This is a genomic window from Pseudoalteromonas distincta (assembly GCF_000814675.1).
Taxonomy (GTDB): domain Bacteria; phylum Pseudomonadota; class Gammaproteobacteria; order Enterobacterales; family Alteromonadaceae; genus Pseudoalteromonas; species Pseudoalteromonas distincta.
In genome coordinates this window covers 1-19,704 of sequence record NZ_JWIG01000013.1, presented here as the reverse complement: position 1 = coordinate 19,704, position 19,704 = coordinate 1, and the positions used below count along the sequence as shown (strand labels likewise).

Sequence of the window (19,704 nt, the reverse complement as noted above, 5' to 3'; positions counted from 1 at the left end):
GTTTAGATAAAATTATCCAAAGGCAACGTTTGCAAATACTAAGGTCATTAATATTGGGCAAACAAAACGAATATACTGAGCAAACCAGTAATGTACGCCTGTTGTTGCTTGATGTAATTTATTACCACGCTGCCACATCCAACCTACCGTAATAAAGTAAAATAAACCCATAAGCGGTAATTGGTATTGAGTAAATAGCATAATTACCAAACCAAATAACCAATCAAAATTTAATATAATGGCGCTTGCACACACAAGAACAACGGCGCTTACTGCCCACGTTGCTTTGCTGCGACTAACGTTATGGTTTTCGACTAAAAACGCTACCGGAATTTCAGTCGTCGATATTGTTGACGTAACCGATGCGATAGACATTAATACAAAAAATAATAAACCAACTAATAAGCCAATTTCGCCCATGGTGCTAAATAGCTCAGGTAAAATAGCAAAAATTAGCTGCCCTTCGCCAATCAGTTTACCACCACTAAATACTTCAACACCGTTGTGCTGCGCCACATAAATAGCAGGAATAATAAGTAACCCCGCTAAAAAAGCAACGCCAGTATCAAGTAGTGCAACACCTGCGGTAAGCTTTGGTAAATTAGCATCTGGCTGTAAATACGAGCCGTAAATCATCATACAGCCCACACCTAATGAGAGCGAAAAGAACGCTTGCCCCATTGCGGCAATAATTAAATTAGGGTCGAGTATTTGGCTAAAATCAGGGATTAAATACGCGGCAAAGCCTTCGCTTGCGCCATCAAGTGTTGCAATGTAGGCAATTAAACCAACAAGCAGCACAAGCAGAAGTGGCATCAAACGGCGCGACCAAGTTTCGATTCCTGATTTAACCCCTTTTAAAATAATACTGGCAGTTAAAATAAGCATAAGCGGCGTAAATACAAAATTACGCAGCACTGAGTCGCTATGTAAAAATTCGCTTGCGCCTGTGAAACCTAAAAAGGTTGTTATAGGTTCAATAGCGTACGAAAGCATCCACCCTGCCACTATTGAATAAAAACTTAGCATAACAACTGCGCCTGCAAGGCCTATGTAACCGGCTGCTGCACCTACTTTACGGCTAGTGTTTTGCCATGCGTCGCCCAATGCTTTTACCGGGTTAGCTTGTGCTTTGTGACCTAAATAAAGTTCGGTATATAGCGCAGGAAGCGCAAGTAAAAATATAACAATAAAATAAACCAGTAAAAAAGCACCGCCGCCATGGTTGGCCGCTTGCGTAGGAAAACCCCAAATATTACCCAAACCCACTGCTGCGCCAGCAGCGGCTAAAACAAAACCAAGTCGGCTTTGAAACCCATCACGCACTTGTGCCATACATCTACAAATCTGTTATTATTTTGATTATTGTGAATTAAACCATATTTCATGCCAGCTGAGTAATAAAATTGTACCCAGCCTTTATTAGTGGCACTAACCGCTCACAATATCAGCGACTTCTTTTGCTTTAGGGCTTTTATGACTGAACACTATTTTAAAAACGCCTTGAGTATTACTTCAACTCAATTGGCAAATTTGTCTTTAGCGAGTAACAGTATTTTATTATTTAATGCTAAAACACTTGAGCTTAGTGACTTTAATTTGCCCGATTGCTTAAGCCCATTTGAGTTAAACATTATAAACCGCCGTAAAAGCCCACAAGCTAAGCAAGAGTATTTAGCGACGCGGTTATTGTTAAAACACCTTATTAAAGTAGCGCAGCCGCAACATGCGCGTGTAGCCCTTAATAAAATAAGTACCGAATTTGACGAGGCAAGCTCAAAGCTGCAAATACACGTAAATGGTGATGTTATTAATACCTGTATTTCGCACTCGCATGGTTTAGTTGGGGTCGCGCTAAATTTTGATAAAAGTGAGTTTGGGTTTGATATTGAAAAAGTAAGCCTAAAGCGCCCGTTTGAAAAGCTCGCTAAGCATTTTTATCATAATGATGAAATTACACTTATTACCGAGCCTACTAATACCCAAGCCCAAGCAGATACGTTTTTTAGAATTTGGACATTAAAAGAGTCACTTGCTAAAGCCACCAGCCGCCCTATTGCAAAATTACTTAGCCCTAATGTGTTTGACGAATTAAATAGTGCAAAGCTGAGTGCTTGCAGTAATCGCGTTACTGTAGTTGATAGCAGTGACAGTAATGCTTGTTTTGATGTGAGTGTGGTGCATAAAAAAAGCACCGACTGGCGATGCTTTTTATTAACTGACTTTATTAATCAATTTTGTTAAGTGATTTTACTAGTTAACTTTAATAAATCGCTTTCCTGAATAACAGTTATTTACGCAGCAAAATCGTTTTCTAATAAACGGCTATGAATAGACTGCACTACGTTATCTGACTCAGTTTGCTCTACTAAAAAGCACAGGTTGTGCTTACTAGCACCGTGGCAAATTAATCGAATGTTAAAGTCTTTTAGTACACTCATTAAGTTCATTTCGTGTTGGCGTAATTGAATCTCAGAGCCAATAAGTGCCACCAATGTTAGGTTGTTTTCTACCGAAACATGGCAAAACTCTGCAAGCTTATCTAGGCATTCTTGATCAAGCTCTGGGCGCGAGGCGTTTTGCGCGTTATCAAGGGTTATGGCTACGCTGATTTCTGATGTAGTTACCAAATCTACCGATATATTGTATTCACTTAATAATGTAAATACGCGTGCTAAAAAGCCGCTTGCTAGTAGCATTTCTGGGCTTTTAAGGGTAAGCAATATTTGGTTTTTACGTTGCGTTACTGCGCGTATACCTGGTTGCTGCGATTTTTCGCGCTCAATCCACGTACCGCCACGCTCAGGCTCTCGGCTAGAACCTACAAACACGTTAATGTGGCTACGGCTTGCTGGTAAAATAGTCGCGGGGTGCAATACTTTTGCGCCAAAGGTTGCCATTTCAGCGGCTTCGTCAAAACTTAAGCGTGCAATAGGCGTCGCTTTTGCGCACAAACGCGGGTCGGTGCTAAAAATGCCCACTACGTCGGTCCAAATATGCACGCTTTTAGCGTTAATTGCTTCAGCTAGTAATGCAGCGCTGTAGTCTGAACCACCACGTCCTAGCGTTGTGGTGTGACCGTATTCGTCACTACCAATAAATCCCTGAGTCACAATTACTTGAGCGTCTAATAACGGAATTAAATGTTCTTTAGCGGCTTGCGCTGTGGCTGCAACATTGGGCGTTGCTTTACCAAATTGGCTGTCGGTTTTAAGCACCTTGCGCACATCAAAGCGATCGGCATTTAAACCTTGTAAACGCAGCACCTGAGCAAATAAAAACGACGATAAACGCTCACCAAAGCTAAGTAGCTCGTCGTGTTGCTGATCGGTTGTTAGTGGCTCTTGAGCCAATGTTTGAAACGCTTTTAAGGTTTCGTTAAAGCCAACCGCTAAATCGGCATCTAGCGATAATTCATCTAAAATAGTTTGTTGAATAGCAAGAACGCCGTTTATGTGTTCTTGGCGCTCACTTGAGGTAATGCTTGATTTACACAGTGCAACTAAGTGATTAGTTACGCCGGCACTGGCGCTCACGGCAACAATACGTACGCTTTTATCTGCAACAATAATTTCGCTACAGCGACTCATCGCTTCAAAATTTGCAACACTGGTTCCGCCAAATTTGGCAACGATGTAATCTGATTTTGCGCCTGATACAGTTTGTGGCACTGATTGGGTAGTCATTTAGTCTCCTTTCGCGGTATCCAAACCGCAATAAAACAAGAAGAACTTGGCAAAGGAATGCTTGAAGATAAGTCCGCTGCCAGAAGCTCTCCACCTATATTGGTGACAGTTTTGAGGATTCAGCCCCATAAACCGAAAAACAATGACGACGTATCATTATTTTCCTCGGCGAGTACTTCCCTCCTTAATGATCATCGGCTTTCGTCGCCTAACATTAAGTACCTAAGTATCGCACCTCTTCTGAATGCTTTATTAACCAGTGGCTAATAAAACAAAACCCCACTAAGTAGCGGGGCTTTGAAAGTTATCGTTTAGACGTCTAGCTGTCAAGCATTTAATAATTTATGGGTTAAATAAAACTGCCCATGTAATACGAGCCCGCATATCCAACCGTGTAACAAATTAATAAATGTAGCGATAAACGCAAGTAGCTCATAAAGGTAAGCGCTTTAACTTTACTCATGGCAATAATGCCCGCAGCCGAACCAATAATAAGCATTGAACCGCCCACCCCCGTTGCATACGTAAACGACAACCAGTGTTGTTGGCTCATTACTATATCGGCTTTTAATAATGCAGCGGTAAGCGGTACGTTATCGACCCCTGCTGATAATATGCCCATTAAGTAGTTTGCGTACTCAGGTGCCATTACCGTGTATAGGTCGGTAAATTTACTTAGCATACCAATTTCTTTAAGTGCGCCTACAAGTAAAAGTACGCCTACAAAAAACAATAATGTGTCGTATTCTATATCGCGAACAAAATCGATTATGTCTTTGTTTATGTCTTTTTTGCGCATTAAAAATTGCGCCACTAAAAACATCACTGATAAGCCAAACAAAAAGGTTAATAGAGGCGGTACGCTGTAAATTACACTCAGCGTAAGTGTGCTCACTACGGTAGATAAAAATATAACAGCAATGGTTATGTCGGTTTTTTCAATGCGGGTTTTACCTGCACTAGCAAACTCAACACGCCCTTTCATACCGATAGACAGTAACGCGGCAAGCAGCATAACGCTTGCAAGTGCTGGCGCTATAAGTAGTAATAAATGAGCTATGGTTACTTTGCCATCTAAAAATATCATCAGTGTGGTTACGTCACCTGTTATTAGCGATACCCCACCTGAGTTAACCCCAAACACAATAAGCGTGGCGTATTTAATGAGCTTTTTAGGTTCAAGTTTTAACGACATAACAACCGCAAGCGATATAAGCGTAGCTGTTACGTTATCTGAAATCGACGAAAACAAAAATGCAAAACCACCCACCAAAAACATGAGCTTTTTTTCGCTAATACTTTTTGGCATAACACGGTGCACAATATTTTCTATAAACCCCTTTGAATTTAAATACGCTACAAAGGTCATTGCAGCCATTAAAAATAGCCATAATGAGGCAATTTCTAAAATATTTTCATTTAAAAGATGTTGAATAGTATCGGGGCTTTGCCCGTGTAGGGGGTATATAAAAAGAAGAATCCAGCAAAGTGTACCAAAAAACAGCGTGGTTTTAGCTTTATTTACGTGGATTATATCTTCTATAACGATCAGTAAAAATGCAATCGCTATCAGGGTTAGAATAATCGAGGAAACCATGGTAGTTAAACAACCTTTGATATAGTTTTAAAGAACACACAAATAACATTCCATTTCATGTGCCTATTTTCGGCGCGAATTTTAGCACTGCCTCTATGCAAAAACTATTATTAAATGGTCTTAAAAACGAATACTATATACAGACAAGGTTAATTAAAAATACGTAATAATGAGTCTTCTAAAAGAACTCAATAATAAAATACTAGGATGTTGTAACCCCTTATGATCCCAGCTAAAAAGCTGCTAAACACCATAACCGAACATTGGGGTGTATTAGAGCTATTATTTAAACGTTTTAAAATGGCTGACTTTAGCCTAAAAGACGTACAAAACGCGATTAAGCAAAAGCAGCCTACGTGGTCAAACGAACGCATTTATAAAGAAACAAATCGTTTGTTAAACCAAGATATTTTAATTCCGCTGGCTAAATCCTCTCAGCTTGAAATAAATCGTGCTATTGCTGATTTTGCTACTTTTTTACTGCAAGAAGAGCATTTAGGTTTAGCGCAAGAAATTAGCGTATTAGTAGAGGACCTAGCTCGTTTAGGTAACCGCCTAGATAACGCTGGCGAAATAGAAGACTTTGACGATTTACGCCGCTACAGCCGCATTATGGATGATCGGGTGCGTAAAATAATGAAGCTCTATACGCACAACGAAAACGCTATTTTAAATATTGTTGAACAAGCCAAATCAAATAATGCAGTGCAATCGCTGCAAAAGCGTTATAAAGCGGTAATAGAAGCCTTTGATGAATACATAGAGCCAATGCTTGAAATGGTTGATATTCGTGGTGAGTTTCATGCATGTTTTACCCTCATTGAAGAGCAAATAAGTAAGCAAATACTGCACATTGAGCGCTCAGGTAAAGCGTATAACGATAAACGTATGCTGGAGCAATTACGTACCCGTATACTCGAAATGCATTTAATGGGCCGAGAAAGCTTACGTAAAAGTGCCGATATGCTTATGCCACTGCGCGAGGAGCTACGCCGTAATAACTTAATTACTCGCCAAGCAGCCAAAGTACTTGGGCTTGTACGTAAAAATGGCGTAGACAATATGCTAAGTGCTGTACAGCCACACTTTGTGAGCGACGCACAGCGATATTCGCTTGGTCAGCAACGCCATATTGTGGCTTACATGGCAAGCTTGGTTGAATTTGAACACGAAGAATACCAATTGCCTGACCAGCAAGACGTGCCTGCATTTGTTACACCTAATATTCCTGACTACAACGATGTTAAAACCAGCTTTGCTAAGCGCTTTAATAAAAAACGCAAAAAGCCGCAGCCCTTGCTGCAATTTTTAGACGAAAGCTATCCAGATCTCGATGCCGACGAAATGCTATTTTTGTATCAAAAATTGGTCAGCGACAGCGATATTAAAATAATTCAAAGCGATGAAAAAGCCCGCGTAAAAATTGCCGGTCAGCACTTTTCTTTATATCCATTTAATTCAGAGCCTCAGCCAGATTTAAAGGCAGGTAAATAAACCATGACACACATAAACTTAGACGAGCTAACCCATCTACAAGCCATTAATAAAAAATTAGTAGCGGGTTATCACATTTGCGAGCAAGACAACGTAATGTGGCAAGAGCTTGACCAACACATAGAAGACTACACCGCCCTATTTACCGCCCTAGGTAACGATTTAAAACACGACAGCCGTGGCTTTTATTATTTTGGTAGCGATGAAAGCACGCCAAATATGGGCAAAATATCTCGCGCTATCGCACTCACCATTTACATTTTAATTGAGCACTACGCCAATACGGGTAAAGACCCAATGCGCGCATTGTTTGACGACATAAACGATTTAGAGCTTATGCAAACGCTGGTGCAAATTAACAAACATTTGTTTGATCAGCTTGAGATATTTTCGGGATCGGACCTACGTAAAGACGTTTACCTGCGCATGGTGCGCTTAGGTTTAGCCCGTGAAGTAGAAGGCGGCTTTATGCTACAAGCGCCAATTCACCGCTACATAGATGCACTCATGGAAGTAAACGAAGAAACCTATTTAACAGAGGACGAGGAATGAAAAATCTATACGGACTAAGCAAACTCGCCCTACTTAACACCGCAGGCTATGCAAAATGTGTGATCCCGCTTGATAAAAGCAGCTCTATTTGCGCGCCTAATAACACAGGTAAAAGCTCGGTTATTAACGCCCTGCAGTTCCCGCTTATTAACGATTTACGCTTAACAGAATGGGACGGACACGATTTAGATGAAACCCGTAAGTTTTATTTTTCATCCGATCAGTCGTACATTTTACTAGAAGCTAACTTGCCTCATGGCTCGGTAGTAATTGGAGTTGCAGGACTTGGTAAAATTGCCGGTTACGCGCATCAGTACTTTTGTTATCAAGGTAAGCTTGATTTAGAACAGTACACGCAAGGTAAAACTATTATTAAATTTACCAAGCTGTTCAACCATTTAAAATCGCTTAACTACAACCCTATTGAGCTTAAAGCACAAGAGTTAAACGCGCTACTTACTGGCGGCGCAACGCCTTTTGACGGCGACATTAACCTAAAAATGATCCCGCTTAATAATGTCCAAGACTCCTCTATTTATAAAGAAATATTTAGACGTATTCTTAACTTACACAAATTAGGCGCAAGCGACGTAAAACGCTTTATGTTACGCGTGTTTGAACGCCATATGTCGAACTCTAAGGTCGACTTTTATGAAGTATGGCGTCGCTCGTTTGATAAAGTAAATCGCTCAAAACGCGAATTAAAAGCCCTTGAGTCAATGCAAGAGCCAATAGCCGCGCTTGAATCAATGCTTGAAAACCAAACCGTGCTTAAAGGTAAATTAGCGGCGTATGCGCCTAAAATTGACCAAGCACTGATTGATTTTGATACCTATCAAGAATCGCAACTTAATGAGTTGGGCATTGCCCTTGAAGATATAGAGCACGAAAAACACGAGTTTGAGCAAAAACAAAGCCTATACGTACAGCAATCGCGTGATATAGAGCGCAGACAAACTCAAATTGAGCAGTGGTTCTTAGATTACGATGCGCTTAAAAGCGAGTTTGAACTAGTAAATAAAGCCACGCTCAAAACCAGCCTGACTCAGTTAAAGCAAGATTACGAGTCGCTTTCGCACTCTATAACCAGCGCACAAGGGCAAAGCCTACACACGCTTGACTACCGCATCAGCGAAACACAAAAACAAATTAAGAGCCTAAAGCTGCAACTTAAAAATCTTGAATTTAATTTGTTTACCCGCATGCGCGAAGACCTCTCGTTAAAAGAAGTAGAAGAAATATCGCGGATTTTAAACCCAGATATTCTCTCGTTTGCAACCACCACTAATGGCGATATAACCATTGATGATGAAGATGCATTTGGTGAATTTTTATCGCTACTTAGCGAAAACGTTAAAGGCGGCGTATTAACGCTACCAGGTGCGAGCATTAAGCTTAAAAAGCTCTCGCCTGTGCAAATGCAAAGCGGCGAAAACAAAGAGCAATTAACCGCTCAGTTAAATGCACTTGAGCATTCACTTAAAGAGTTTAAGCAACAGCGCGATGTTGCAGCAAACGTTGCCGACAAGCAAAAAGAAAAAGACGCGTTATACGATGAGCTTATGAGCGCTGAGAGCGCCCTAAAACGCTTAGAGCAGTTTGATGTAATGCAGCAATCGGTTGAAGCGCAAGCTATGTTAAAAGAGCAGTTATTAGCTGAGCGCGAACAAGTTGACGACTACCTGCAAGATATTCAAAAAAATAGTGGCTCAATTGCCGATCGTCGCTCGTTAATTAAATCGAAACAAGAGCAAATTAATCGCCAAACTGAGCGCTTACGCCAAGTTAAAAGCGAGCGAATTGACCACACGCTTGATTTATACAGCGGTAAAGTAACCCCGTACATGATTGATATTACGGTCGACTTTGATAACTTAAGCGACCTGGTTCATCATTTTAATAAAGACTGCCAAGAGCTGCGTAATTTTGATATAAACGTGCGCAACACCTATTTGCATGTATATAACGCGGGTATTACTAAATTCGACAACGAAAACGACGAATACACTAAATACCAAAAGCTAATAAGCGCCTTTCATAATATTGATAACGAACGCGATGCTGTTGAGCGCCAAGCGCGTGTTGCGCTTACCGAAGTGGCTGCGACCATTAAAGGCTTGCGAGAAGATTTAGACCGACTTCGCCGCGAAATGAACAGCTTTAATAAAGGCATAAGCCAGCACCGTATTTCAAATCTGCAAGCGTTTAAAATTAACGTCATACCGCGCAAAATGCTGGTTGATAGTATAGATACCATTATCAGCACGTCGCATCAGTTTGAGCAAGGTGACACACTTGATTTACTTAGCCAAGAACCGTACAGCGAAAGTGCGGTAAACGAAGCGAAAGATCATTTAATTAAACTCGCCTCAGATAAAGCGGGTTTAACACTTACCGATTTATTTGATATTCGATTTGAAGTGGTTAACCGCGCAGGTGAAACAGAGCACTTTGAAAAAATAGATTCGGCGGGTTCAAACGGCACACGTATTACGATTAAGTTATTGTGTGGCATGTTGTTTATTCGTTACCTATTAAGCGATCAGGAACAAAACCTATACCGTATACCAATTTATATAGATGAAGCGGCCGACATTGACCCACAAAATCAAAAAGCGATTATAGAAACCGCACTAAGCTTTGGTTTTGTGCCTATATTTGCCTCAGTTAAGCCACAAATAAGTTGTGACTACATTGTGCCGATTCGCTCGGTAAAAGACGGTGCACAAAACTGGGTAGATGAAAAAGATTGGATTGAAGTTGAACACAATTAATTGGCCGTTAAGGCAAACCAACTAAACTAAAATATAGGACGTTTAAATAATACACATTTAAACTATGTGTGTTATTTTAAATTAATGCATTTTATTGGAGCAAACGTAATGAAAAATATACTTATTGTTGCAGCGCTAGCACTACTTACAGCCTGTACACAAACCCCTGATTGGGATTACGATAAATCAGCCAACTTTAGTAATTTTAAAACATTTGCTTGGGTAGAAAACGCCAGCCTAACTAAAGACACAAATAACTACCAAATTAATGGCCTAATGGAAAAACGTGTTCGCACTGCCGTTAACGCAGAACTGAGCCAAACACTAGGTATGAGCTTAGTTGATGCAGCAAATGCTGATGTACTTGTTAACTATCATGCATCGGTAGACAAAGAGCTTGAAGTAGATACATTTAATGTAAACTACCGCCCGCATTGGGGTTATTGGGGTACTGGTTTTCAACGTGATACAACCGCGCGTGAATACGAAGTGGGCACACTGATTATTGATATTGTGGATCGTGAATCTAACCAGCTAGTATGGCGCGGCGCGAAAGAAGGTCGATTAAAGAAAAATCAATCGCCAGAACAACGTGAAGCATCAATTAATAAAACAGTGAGCGAAATTTTAAGTAACTTCCCGCCACAAAAACAGCAGTAAGTTAAAATTAGCTATAAGTAAGTTTTAAAAAAGCTCACAGTACGTGAGCTTTTTTGTGGGTGTGTATTTTTGGAACTTTTGAAATAAAGTAATTATGAGCTTCGCTCATCACGTCAGCAAGCTGCACGTCTACAAAAAACACCGCGTCTAACTTTACCCGTAGGAGCTAAGCTTGCTTGCGCGAGAAGCGCTCGTCACGTCAGCAAACTGCACGTCTACAAAAACACTATATTAAACTTACCCGTAGGCGCTAAGCTTGCTTGCGCGAGAAGCAATAGCTTCTAATTACTTTATAGCGCTATATTCCACCCTAAATTACGAGCTGCGCTCGTCACGGCAGCAAACTGCACGTCTACAAAAACACTATATTAAACTTACCTGTTGGCGCTAAGCTTGCTTGCGCGAGAAGCGATAGCTTCTAATTACTTACTTTTTATAGCGCTATATTCAACCTTAAATCACGAGCTGCGCTCATCACGTCAGCAAGCTGCACGTCTACAAAAAAACACCGCGTTAAATTTACGATTTATACTTATGCAGTAACTCAAGCGGTATATGGCAGTAATCATCAGGGTGATTAGTTAGTCGGTCTTGATGCTCAGGATCGCTTGGCACGTAGTTAGTTAACAGCTCTACCCCTACCACAATTTTATCGGCATCACTGCGCTTGTTTATATAATTGCTTGCTGCGTCTAAATGGCTTTGGTTTTTGCTATAAATGGCAGTGCGGTATTTAGGGCCTACGTCATCCCCTTGTTTATTAATACTGTATGGGTCAATAATTTCAAAAAAGTAGTCATACAGCTTATTTAGGCTAACGACTTTTAAATCAAAAATGACTTTTACGCATTCGGCATAACCATCGTATTCGCCTTCAGTGGTTTTGCTTGTACCATTAGCGCGACCTGCTTCAGTACTTATTACACCAGGTAAGTGCTTTAAAAACTCTTGTACGCCCCACAGGCAGCCACCAGCAAAGTAAATAGTATTATATTCTTTAGTATCCATTATAAATGTTACCTAATAAGTAATTATACCGATTGCATTAAAATAGTGTTCTATTATAGCGCCAAGAAAATAGCGCAATAACAAGGCGAAAATTATGACATATAGTTGTTCTATATAAATAATTTTTAACGCAGTGAGTGCGCTATTTAATACGATAGAATGACCATGCTTTTAATAAAGCCGGTATTACGTAAATGGTTATCAAATGCAGTTATTAACAAATTGATGTACAATCGCGCACAAAATGACTGCTGTTACATTTAGTTATTTTATCATGCTCAAATATAAGCTTTGAAATTAATTGTAACCGCAGCTACAAATAAAAAATGATGAGAAACACATGAATCGCACACCACACATTATAATACCTGCAATATTATGCAGCGTTACTGCATTTGCTAATGCTAATACGCTATCTGATGAGTCGGCAATCGAGAAAATAACGGTTGAGGCCTCACCCACTGCAAATAAGTTGCCAGTCGGTACATTCGACTCGCCTATTTCTAATTTAGAATATGACCCTCGTGTTGACCTTCAATCGCGTAATATGGCTGAGGCGCAGGCCGATGTAACTATACGCGGTGGTATTTTTGAAAACACCGGTTTTAGAGTAGGAAGCGTTACCCTGCTTGACCCGCAATCTGGGCATTATTTTGCTGAAATACCCATTGCACCGCAAATGCTAACCGGCCCTTATATTTTAACAGGCGCAGACAATGCACTTAATGGTGCTAATAGCTCTGTAGGCACTGTATCGTTTGGCTGGAAACCAATTAGCACGGGCGGCAGTGTATCGGTAGGTACTGGCACAAATGATTTTAACTTACAAAGCTTACATGCGGGTGTAAGTATGCCCCTAGAAGGCGCAAAGGATTGGAAGCTTGGTTTTGAAGGCGAGATTTCTCACTCACAAAGCGATGGCACTATTGATAACGGCGATCACGACTTTACGCGTGCATCGGGTCGCGTTCAATTAGCTGGCGCTGATTCTCAAACCGATTTGTTTTTTGGCTCACAAGATAAGTTTTTTGGCTGGCCAAATTTGTACACACCATTTGGCGTTAACGAAACAGAAGAGCTAGAAACCCGCTTATTAATGCTAAACCATAAGCAAAATTATGCGCAGGATAGTAACTTTGAAGTGTCGGCTTATTACCGCACACACGACGATCACTATATTTACTCTCGCGAAAATCCTAGTGCATTTGAAGCTTTTCATAAAAGTGAAGTTAAGTCGTTAGCGCTATCGGGGCATCATGCTCAAAGCGATGTATTTGCTGTAAATTACTCTGCACAATTTATCGATGACTCGATTGAATCAACCACACTTGAAAACAACTTTACCTCTCGTAAGTATTATAAATTAAGCGTATTGCCTGAATACAAAATGGCGCTTGAGGATAATAAACAACTTACATTTCGTTTAGGTGCTGCGTTTGACGATACAAACAGAGACGACTCTGAACTGTCACTTATTGGTGATATAACGCTTAATACACAAAACAGCAAAGGTTTTGAGCGCACGTTTTATTTATCGTACGCAGAGGCGAGCCAAGTGGCAGGCTATACCGCCATTGGCGGAAGTGATTCAGGCGGGTTATTTAGAAGTAATTACACCCTTGAGCGCGAAACGACTAAAAGCCTAGAGCTGGGTTTATTAGTTGACGAGCAAACTTGGCAACTTAATTCGGCTATTTTTTATCGCAAAGATGACAACTTAACCGATTGGACGTTTAATTTTGATTCAAGCTCTGCGCGCTTTGCAAACCCAGTTGATATTGATACTGCAGGGGTTGAATTTTTAGCGACTAAGCACTTTGATACAACAAAACTTATAGCAAGCTACACTTATTTACATAAATCAGAAAACTACGGCGCAGCCGATATTGATGCCAGCTTTTACGCGTTAAACTTTCCTGATCACCGTTTAACACTTGGCGCCGTGTACAACCCAACTGATATTTTAGAATTTAGAATAGATAACGAGTGGCGTACACAACACAAAAATGCACTTAGAAACGGCAATGACAACGCGTTATTTACCCAGCTAACCCTTAAAATAACGCCGCCACAGTTGAGTAATTTATTTATCACCTTAGCAGCAGATAACTTATGGGATGAGTCGTTTGAAGAAATACCAGGTACACCAGGACGCGGTGAGCAATATACGTTAAGCGCAACGTATAGCTGGTAACTAGTAACGTAAGCAAGCTTCACGTCTGCAAAAACAGACACAAACCTACACTTTGGCGGTAGACGCAGAGCTTGCTCGCGTGAAAAGCGCAGCTTTTAATTACTTAAAATAAATACTCACTAATAGATAAGTGTAAATAGATGTGTATTTTAATAGCTCACTAAGTGAGCTCTTCGAGCTCTGTAATAAGCGCTAGAGCTTGTGCATTTGTTGATCCGCACACATCAAGCGTGGCGCTAAAATCGCTACATACTTTTGGGCGACTTTCATCACCAAATAACTTACATAAATTACGTTCGTCTAGCTGAATACAACGCTCTCCGGCTTTTTTACCGTTTGGCATACCTGGAATAGGCGAACTAATACTTGGCGCAATACAACATGCGCCGCAGCCTAGCCTGCAATTCATCGATTCGGTTTTCATAATTTCCTCGGTATAAAAAACACTTACTTTAATTTCTTTTTAGGCACTTAATTAGTCGCATAGTGAGTTGTAACACACACATGTAATGCTTTGTTACATCTTAAAACAGCTTGTAAACACTTTATTGCGTATTATTGCTCTGTCACCACCAATTATGAAGGAATGCCTTGTGGCTACTACAAAACAAATAATACTCCCAATCGCTGTTTTAGCAGGCGGTATTGCTTTAGCTTTCGCCTTTATGGCAATGAAAAAACCACCCGAAGAAAAGCCAGAGCAAGATTTACGTCCTTTAGTAGCAACACAAAGCGTACTTTTAGATTCTATAACGCTCGATGTTAAATCGTACGGCATTGTTAAACCAAAGTATCGTACCGAGCTAATAGCACAAGTTAGCGGGCAAGTTATTTCGGTATCAGATCAGTTTGTAGAAGGCGCGTTTGTAAAGCAAGGCGATATTTTAGCACGAATTGATGCAAATGATTACGAAGCAGACTTTATTGAAGCGCAAGCGGGTTTAGCACAAGCAAGCTCAGCACTTGAAATAGAACGCGCGCAAGCACATGTCGCTCAAGCTGAGTGGGAGCGCATTAAGTCAGACTCAAGCGACGCTATTGCATCAGAACTTTATTTACGAAAACCACAGCTGGCCGAAAAATTAGCGCGTTACCGCTCTGCTCAAGCAAGTGTTAAACGTGCTAGCCGCAATCTTGAGCGTACTTATATTAAAGCCCCTTATGATGCCATTATTAATGAGCGCACAATTAGCTTGGGTTCAGTAGTAAACCCAGGTAATAGTTTTGGCGCACTAAGCGCAACCTCAGTTGCAGAGGTACGTTTACCGGTTGCCGATCAAGAACTGCAATATTTAAAAAATGGCGGCGTAGGTTCAAATGTTACATTTAACGCAGAATACGCAGGTAAACAAACAATGTGGCAAGCCAAAATAATTCGCACCGAAGGTGTGGTTGATCAAACAAGCCGCATGAGCTATTTGGTAGCACAACTTGCAACACCTTATGGCGATAAAACACGTCCTCTTCGTTTTGGTTCGTACATTAACGCTACCATTGAAGGTCGCCCGCTTGATAACGCAATTATTGTTGCGCACCACTTAGTTAAAGATAATAAAATTGTAATTTTAAATGACGACTTAACATTGTCGTTTAAAACCCTCAATATTATACGCGAACAAAACGGCATGATTATAGCCAGCCAAGGGTTAAACAATGGCGAGCAAATTGTTACCTCAGCGCTTGAATACCCAACTGAAGGTATGGCAGTAAAAATTGAAGATATTGCGCCTGATAAAACTGATGTAACTCAACTTGCGCTGAAAGAGGAATAATCATGAACACTCGTGAAACAGGGTTAATAGCATGGTTTGCCCGAAATCCCGTTGCAGCCAACCTACTAATGATATTTATATTAGTGGGCGGTATTTTAATGGCGATGACCATTCGCAAACAAATGTTCCCACAGTTTGAAAGCAACTGGATAAGCGTACAAGCAGTTTACCCAGGTGCAGCCCCGCAAGAGGTTGAAGAAGGCATAACCATAAAAGTTGAAGAAAACCTCGAAGGTATTGAAGGCATTAAACGCCTAATTACGTACTCTAACCGTGGTTTTTCACAAGCGTGGATTGAAATAGAAGAGCAATACAATCCACAAGAAGTACTTGATGAAATTAAAGTACAAGTTGATTCAATAAACACCTTTCCTGCGGGGATGGAGCGCCCTGTTGTGCGCCGCGATAAGTTTGAGCAAGAGGTAATGATACTCGCGCTTTACGGCGACATGAGTAATTACCAGTTAAAAGAGCTTGGCAACGATATAAAAGACGAGTTACAAGCACTGCCTCACGTTAACCTTGTTAATTTTAACGGCGGCTTAGAATACGAAATTGGTATAGAAGTCAGCCCTGATAAATTACGCGAGTACGGATTAACATTTAGAGATATTGCAGGCGCGGTGCAAAACTTTTCGGCAAATATGTCGGCGGGGCAAATACGCTCTGAAAATGGTTATATTTCGATGCGTGTTGAAAAACAAGCCTACCGTGGCTTTGAGTTTGAAAAACTCCCCCTTATTACCCTTGCTGATGGCGCACAAATTTATTTAGGCGATGTAGCAACCATTAACGACGGCTTTGAAGAAGGTCTACAATATTCAAAATACAATGGTAAAAATTCACTCTCGTTTGAAGTAAACGCATCAAAAGATCAAGATATTACCGATGTAGCAAAAGTTCTTAAAAGCTACATGGCGGCTAAAGAGCCACTTTTACCTGCAGGCGTTAAGCTATCTCCTATTGTTGATTTAACTTACTACCTTGAAGGTCGACTCGATATGATGGTCGATAACATGATTTGGGGTGGCTTGTTAGTAATGATAGTGCTGGCACTATTTTTACCGCTGCGCTTGGCATTTTGGGTAATGATGGGCTTACCGGTGTCTTTTCTAGGTGCCTTTTTGTTTATGCCCATTGGCTTTTTAGATGTAACAATTAACCTAGCCTCTCTTTTTGCCTTTATACTTGTGCTCGGAATTGTTGTTGATGACGCCATAGTTGTGGGCGAGTCAGCCAGTGCCGAAATAGAAAAATACGGCCACACACTTGATAACGTAGTACGCGGTGTTAAACGCGTTGCGATGCCAGCAACCTTTGGTGTATTAACTACCATTGCGGCATTTTTACCACAAACACTCGCTACCGGCCCTGGCGCTGCTTTTTCTAAGGCAATTGGTGGCGTTATTATTTTATGTTTGATTTTTTCACTCATTGAATCAAAACTAATTTTACCTGCGCATATTGCAGCAATGAACCCGCGTAAACCAAATCCTAAAAACCTATTACATCGCTTACGAATGGTGATTGATAGCAGCTTAAAAGGCTTTGTGAATAACTACTACCTTCCTTTTGTTAGCCGCTGTATTCATTATCGCTATACAGTGATTGTCGGCTTTATGTGTTTGCTTATTGTAAGCGCAGGTATGTTTGCAGGTGGTTTAGTTAAGTTTGTACCAAACCCTAAAATACCGCACGACTTTCCGCGTATTGATATAGAAATGAACCTTGCTTCATCTGAGCAAGCAACGCTTGAAACCGCACGAAAAATAGAAAGCGTGTTGTTAAAGGTCGATCAGCAACTACAAGAGCAATACGGTAAACCGATGATCCGCGATTTATCGGTAAGTCTGCGCGGACGAACGCAAGCAAATATTATGGCCATTTTGGTAGAGCCTGATTTACGCCCTATCGATACCTTTGCCCTAAGTGCGTTATGGCGTGAGCAAATGCCCGCCCTACCAGGCATTAAAACCATGACCATTCAAGACAGTATAATGAATGGCGGTCGAGATGATGGCGACGTTAGTTTTAAACTTGAAGGCAAAAATGCTGACGAGCTAAAAGAAGTAGCAGGTAAATTAAAAGCCAAATTACAAACAATGGAAGGCGTTGGCGACGTAAACGATTCAATGCAAAGCGCTACCGACGAAGTGCAACTTGATTTAAAACCACTCGCTTACAGCATGGGTTTAACGCTTGCTGATGTAGCGTCGCAAGTTAGCTTTAGTTACTACGGCTTAGAAGCGCAGCGAATATTGCGTGAAGGCGAAGAAATTAAAGTCATGATCCGCTATCCAGAAGACGAACGTAATTCAATAAGTGACATAGCAAGTGTGCGTATTATTACGCCTACAGGCGCTGAAGTACCACTTAGCGAAATAGCCGAAGTTAAGCTGGTTGACGGTGTAAACCGTATTCGCCGCGAAAACTCTAAACGTACTGTAAACGTATGGGCTGCGGTAAATACCGACAAAGCCGAACCATTTGCGATTGCTGAGGAAATTCGTGATGAATACTTACCAACATTACTTAAAAGCTACCCTGGCGTTACAAGTGATGTAGCTGGGCGCATTCAAGAAGAAATGGATAGCGCTTCAGAGCAGCTTCGTGATTTTGGTATATCAATGATGATTATATTTGCCTTGTTAGCCATTCCGCTTCGCTCTTACACGCAGCCACTTATTATAATGTCGGTTATTCCGTTTGGTGTAGTTGGCGCGATGTTTGGCCATATGATTTTAGGTATGACTATGAGCAGCTTATCTATGTTTGGCATTATTGCTGTAGCGGGTGTGGTCGTAAATGACTCCCTCGTTATGGTTGATTTTGTAAACAAAGCCCGCGCCGAAGGTGTTGCAATTAAAGATGCTGTAGTACAAGCCGGTGCTCGTCGCTTTAGAGCAATACTACTCACCTCAATCACTACCTTTATTGGTGTAATGCCAATTATTTTTGAAACGAGTTTACAAGCTAAAATTGTTATCCCAATGGCTGTATCACTTGCTTTTGGTGTGTTATTTGCCACAGTAATTACACTGATACTTATACCGTGCCAGTATGTTGCACTAGAAGATGCTAAACGATTAGTTCGTAAAATGCGTGGCAAGCCACCACTAGTAGATGCCCAACCAGCGCCTACAAATAGCTAAATTAAGTAATATCCCAACCAAAAAAGCTCGGCATATTATGCCGAGCTTTTTATTTTTAGCTTATGTCTCGTCCTGAAATGTGTTTACACATTTAGGATTTATTATGACCAAGTCAAATAATACACCGATCAAACGAACACAACGAGATTATTCATTAGGCTTTAAATTACAAGTTGTCGACGCTGTAGAAAAAGGCGATATGACTTATAAACAAGCCCAAAAAATTTATGGCATACAAGGTCGTTCTACCGTGCTTACTTGGTTAAGAAAACACGGTAAGATGGATTGGACTCAATCACCTAAGATAACTATGCCTACATCACCTAAAGCCAAAGAAAGTCCCGCTCAAAAAATAAAACGCCTCGAACGAGAGCTTGAAGATGAGCATTTAAGTAACCTGTTACTCAATGAAGTGGTTAATATTCTTGACGCTGAGCATGGGACAAGCCTTCGAAAAAAGTATATTGCCAAGGAGCAAGAAGCCTTCAAAAGCAAAAAATAGTTAGCTTAGAACGTGCTTGCAAGCTGCTTGGTATAACGAGACAAGCGATATATCAACGAGAGAGCAGAGCTAAATTGCGTGCGATTGAACTCGCACCAGTTAAAGCGATGGTATTGGAAATACGGCGTTTTATGCCGCGTTTAGGCGGAAGAAAATTATACTTTCTACTTAAACCCAAATTCATAGAGCAAGGCATAAGTTTAGGTCGAGACGCTTTCTTTAGTTACCTGAAAAATGAACATTTATTGGTTAAGCCTAAGCGTAGTTATACAAAAACTACGTTTAGTAAACATTGGATGAAAAAGCATCCTAA

Annotated in this window: 13 protein-coding genes, 1 pseudogene and 1 riboswitch; of the genes and pseudogenes, 9 read left to right on the top strand and 5 right to left on the bottom strand. The window is 40.8% G+C overall.

The window, feature by feature from the left end:
- Positions 1 to 12: 12 nt before the first annotated feature.
- Complete coding sequence (locus tag QT16_RS09190) at positions 13 to 1,335, bottom strand: sodium-dependent transporter (protein ID WP_039488146.1); 1,323 nt, start codon at positions 1,333 to 1,335, stop codon at positions 13 to 15.
- A 141-nt stretch (positions 1,336 to 1,476) separates the two neighbouring features.
- Here QT16_RS09190 and QT16_RS09185 point away from each other — a divergent pair, with 141 nt between their 5' ends.
- Positions 1,477 to 2,244, top strand: coding sequence for a 4'-phosphopantetheinyl transferase family protein (locus QT16_RS09185; protein WP_039488145.1), 768 nt, complete (start codon positions 1,477 to 1,479; stop codon positions 2,242 to 2,244).
- A gap of 50 nt (positions 2,245 to 2,294) precedes the next feature.
- On the opposite strand, the gene lysC is transcribed toward QT16_RS09185, so the two are convergent.
- On the bottom strand, positions 2,295 to 3,686 hold the full coding sequence (gene lysC, locus QT16_RS09180) for a lysine-sensitive aspartokinase 3 (protein WP_039488143.1): 1,392 nt from the start codon (positions 3,684 to 3,686) through the stop codon (positions 2,295 to 2,297).
- Positions 3,687 to 3,761: 75 nt separating this feature from the next.
- A riboswitch (Lysine riboswitch) is annotated at positions 3,762 to 3,934 on the bottom strand.
- A gap of 101 nt (positions 3,935 to 4,035) precedes the next feature.
- On the bottom strand, positions 4,036 to 5,283 hold the full coding sequence (gene nhaD, locus QT16_RS09175; protein WP_033028739.1) for a sodium:proton antiporter NhaD: 1,248 nt from the start codon (positions 5,281 to 5,283) through the stop codon (positions 4,036 to 4,038).
- A 222-nt stretch (positions 5,284 to 5,505) separates the two neighbouring features.
- Between nhaD and QT16_RS09170 the strand changes: the two genes are divergently transcribed.
- The 4 genes from QT16_RS09170 (at position 5,506) to QT16_RS09155 (ending at position 10,763) form a co-directional block, all read left to right on the top strand.
- The gene (locus tag QT16_RS09170; protein ID WP_039488142.1) at positions 5,506 to 6,777 is read left to right on the top strand and encodes an MksB family condensin complex protein; all 1,272 of its coding nucleotides are present in this window, start codon (positions 5,506 to 5,508) and stop codon (positions 6,775 to 6,777) included.
- A gap of 3 nt (positions 6,778 to 6,780) precedes the next feature.
- Positions 6,781 to 7,329: a condensin complex protein MksE gene (locus QT16_RS09165; RefSeq protein ID WP_039488140.1), complete on the top strand. Its 549-nt coding sequence runs from the start codon at positions 6,781 to 6,783 to the stop codon at positions 7,327 to 7,329.
- On the top strand, positions 7,326 to 10,103 hold the full coding sequence (locus tag QT16_RS09160) for an Mks condensin complex protein MksF (protein ID WP_039488139.1): 2,778 nt from the start codon (positions 7,326 to 7,328) through the stop codon (positions 10,101 to 10,103). Before QT16_RS09165 ends, QT16_RS09160 begins: the two co-directional genes overlap by 4 nt.
- 108 nt (positions 10,104 to 10,211) lie before the next feature.
- A complete protein-coding gene (locus QT16_RS09155; RefSeq protein WP_024595193.1) occupies positions 10,212 to 10,763 on the top strand; it encodes a DUF4136 domain-containing protein in 552 nt (183 codons plus the stop codon).
- 519 nt (positions 10,764 to 11,282) lie between these two features.
- Here the strand turns inward: QT16_RS09155 and QT16_RS09150 are convergent.
- Positions 11,283 to 11,771 carry a peptide-methionine (S)-S-oxide reductase gene (locus QT16_RS09150; protein WP_039488138.1) on the bottom strand — a complete coding sequence of 163 codons (489 nt, stop codon included), beginning with the start codon at positions 11,769 to 11,771 and terminating at the stop codon, positions 11,283 to 11,285.
- 340 nt (positions 11,772 to 12,111) lie between these two features.
- Between QT16_RS09150 and QT16_RS09145 the strand changes: the two genes are divergently transcribed.
- Positions 12,112 to 13,965 (top strand): TonB-dependent receptor plug domain-containing protein, encoded by a 1,854-nt coding sequence (locus QT16_RS09145; protein ID WP_039488136.1) that lies wholly within the window; start codon positions 12,112 to 12,114, stop codon positions 13,963 to 13,965.
- 160 nt (positions 13,966 to 14,125) lie between these two features.
- On the opposite strand, the gene QT16_RS09140 is transcribed toward QT16_RS09145, so the two are convergent.
- On the bottom strand, positions 14,126 to 14,389 hold the full coding sequence (locus tag QT16_RS09140; protein WP_007375812.1) for a YkgJ family cysteine cluster protein: 264 nt from the start codon (positions 14,387 to 14,389) through the stop codon (positions 14,126 to 14,128).
- A 169-nt stretch (positions 14,390 to 14,558) separates the two neighbouring features.
- Between QT16_RS09140 and QT16_RS09135 the strand changes: the two genes are divergently transcribed.
- The 3 genes and pseudogenes from QT16_RS09135 to QT16_RS20580 form a co-directional block, all read left to right on the top strand.
- Positions 14,559 to 15,737, top strand: coding sequence for an efflux RND transporter periplasmic adaptor subunit (locus QT16_RS09135; protein ID WP_039488134.1), 1,179 nt, complete (start codon positions 14,559 to 14,561; stop codon positions 15,735 to 15,737).
- A gap of 2 nt (positions 15,738 to 15,739) precedes the next feature.
- A complete protein-coding gene (locus QT16_RS09130) occupies positions 15,740 to 18,889 on the top strand; it encodes an efflux RND transporter permease subunit (RefSeq protein ID WP_039488133.1) in 3,150 nt (1,049 codons plus the stop codon).
- Between the two features lie 103 nt (positions 18,890 to 18,992).
- Positions 18,993 to 19,704: pseudogene (locus QT16_RS20580) on the top strand (helix-turn-helix domain-containing protein); the annotation flags it as partial.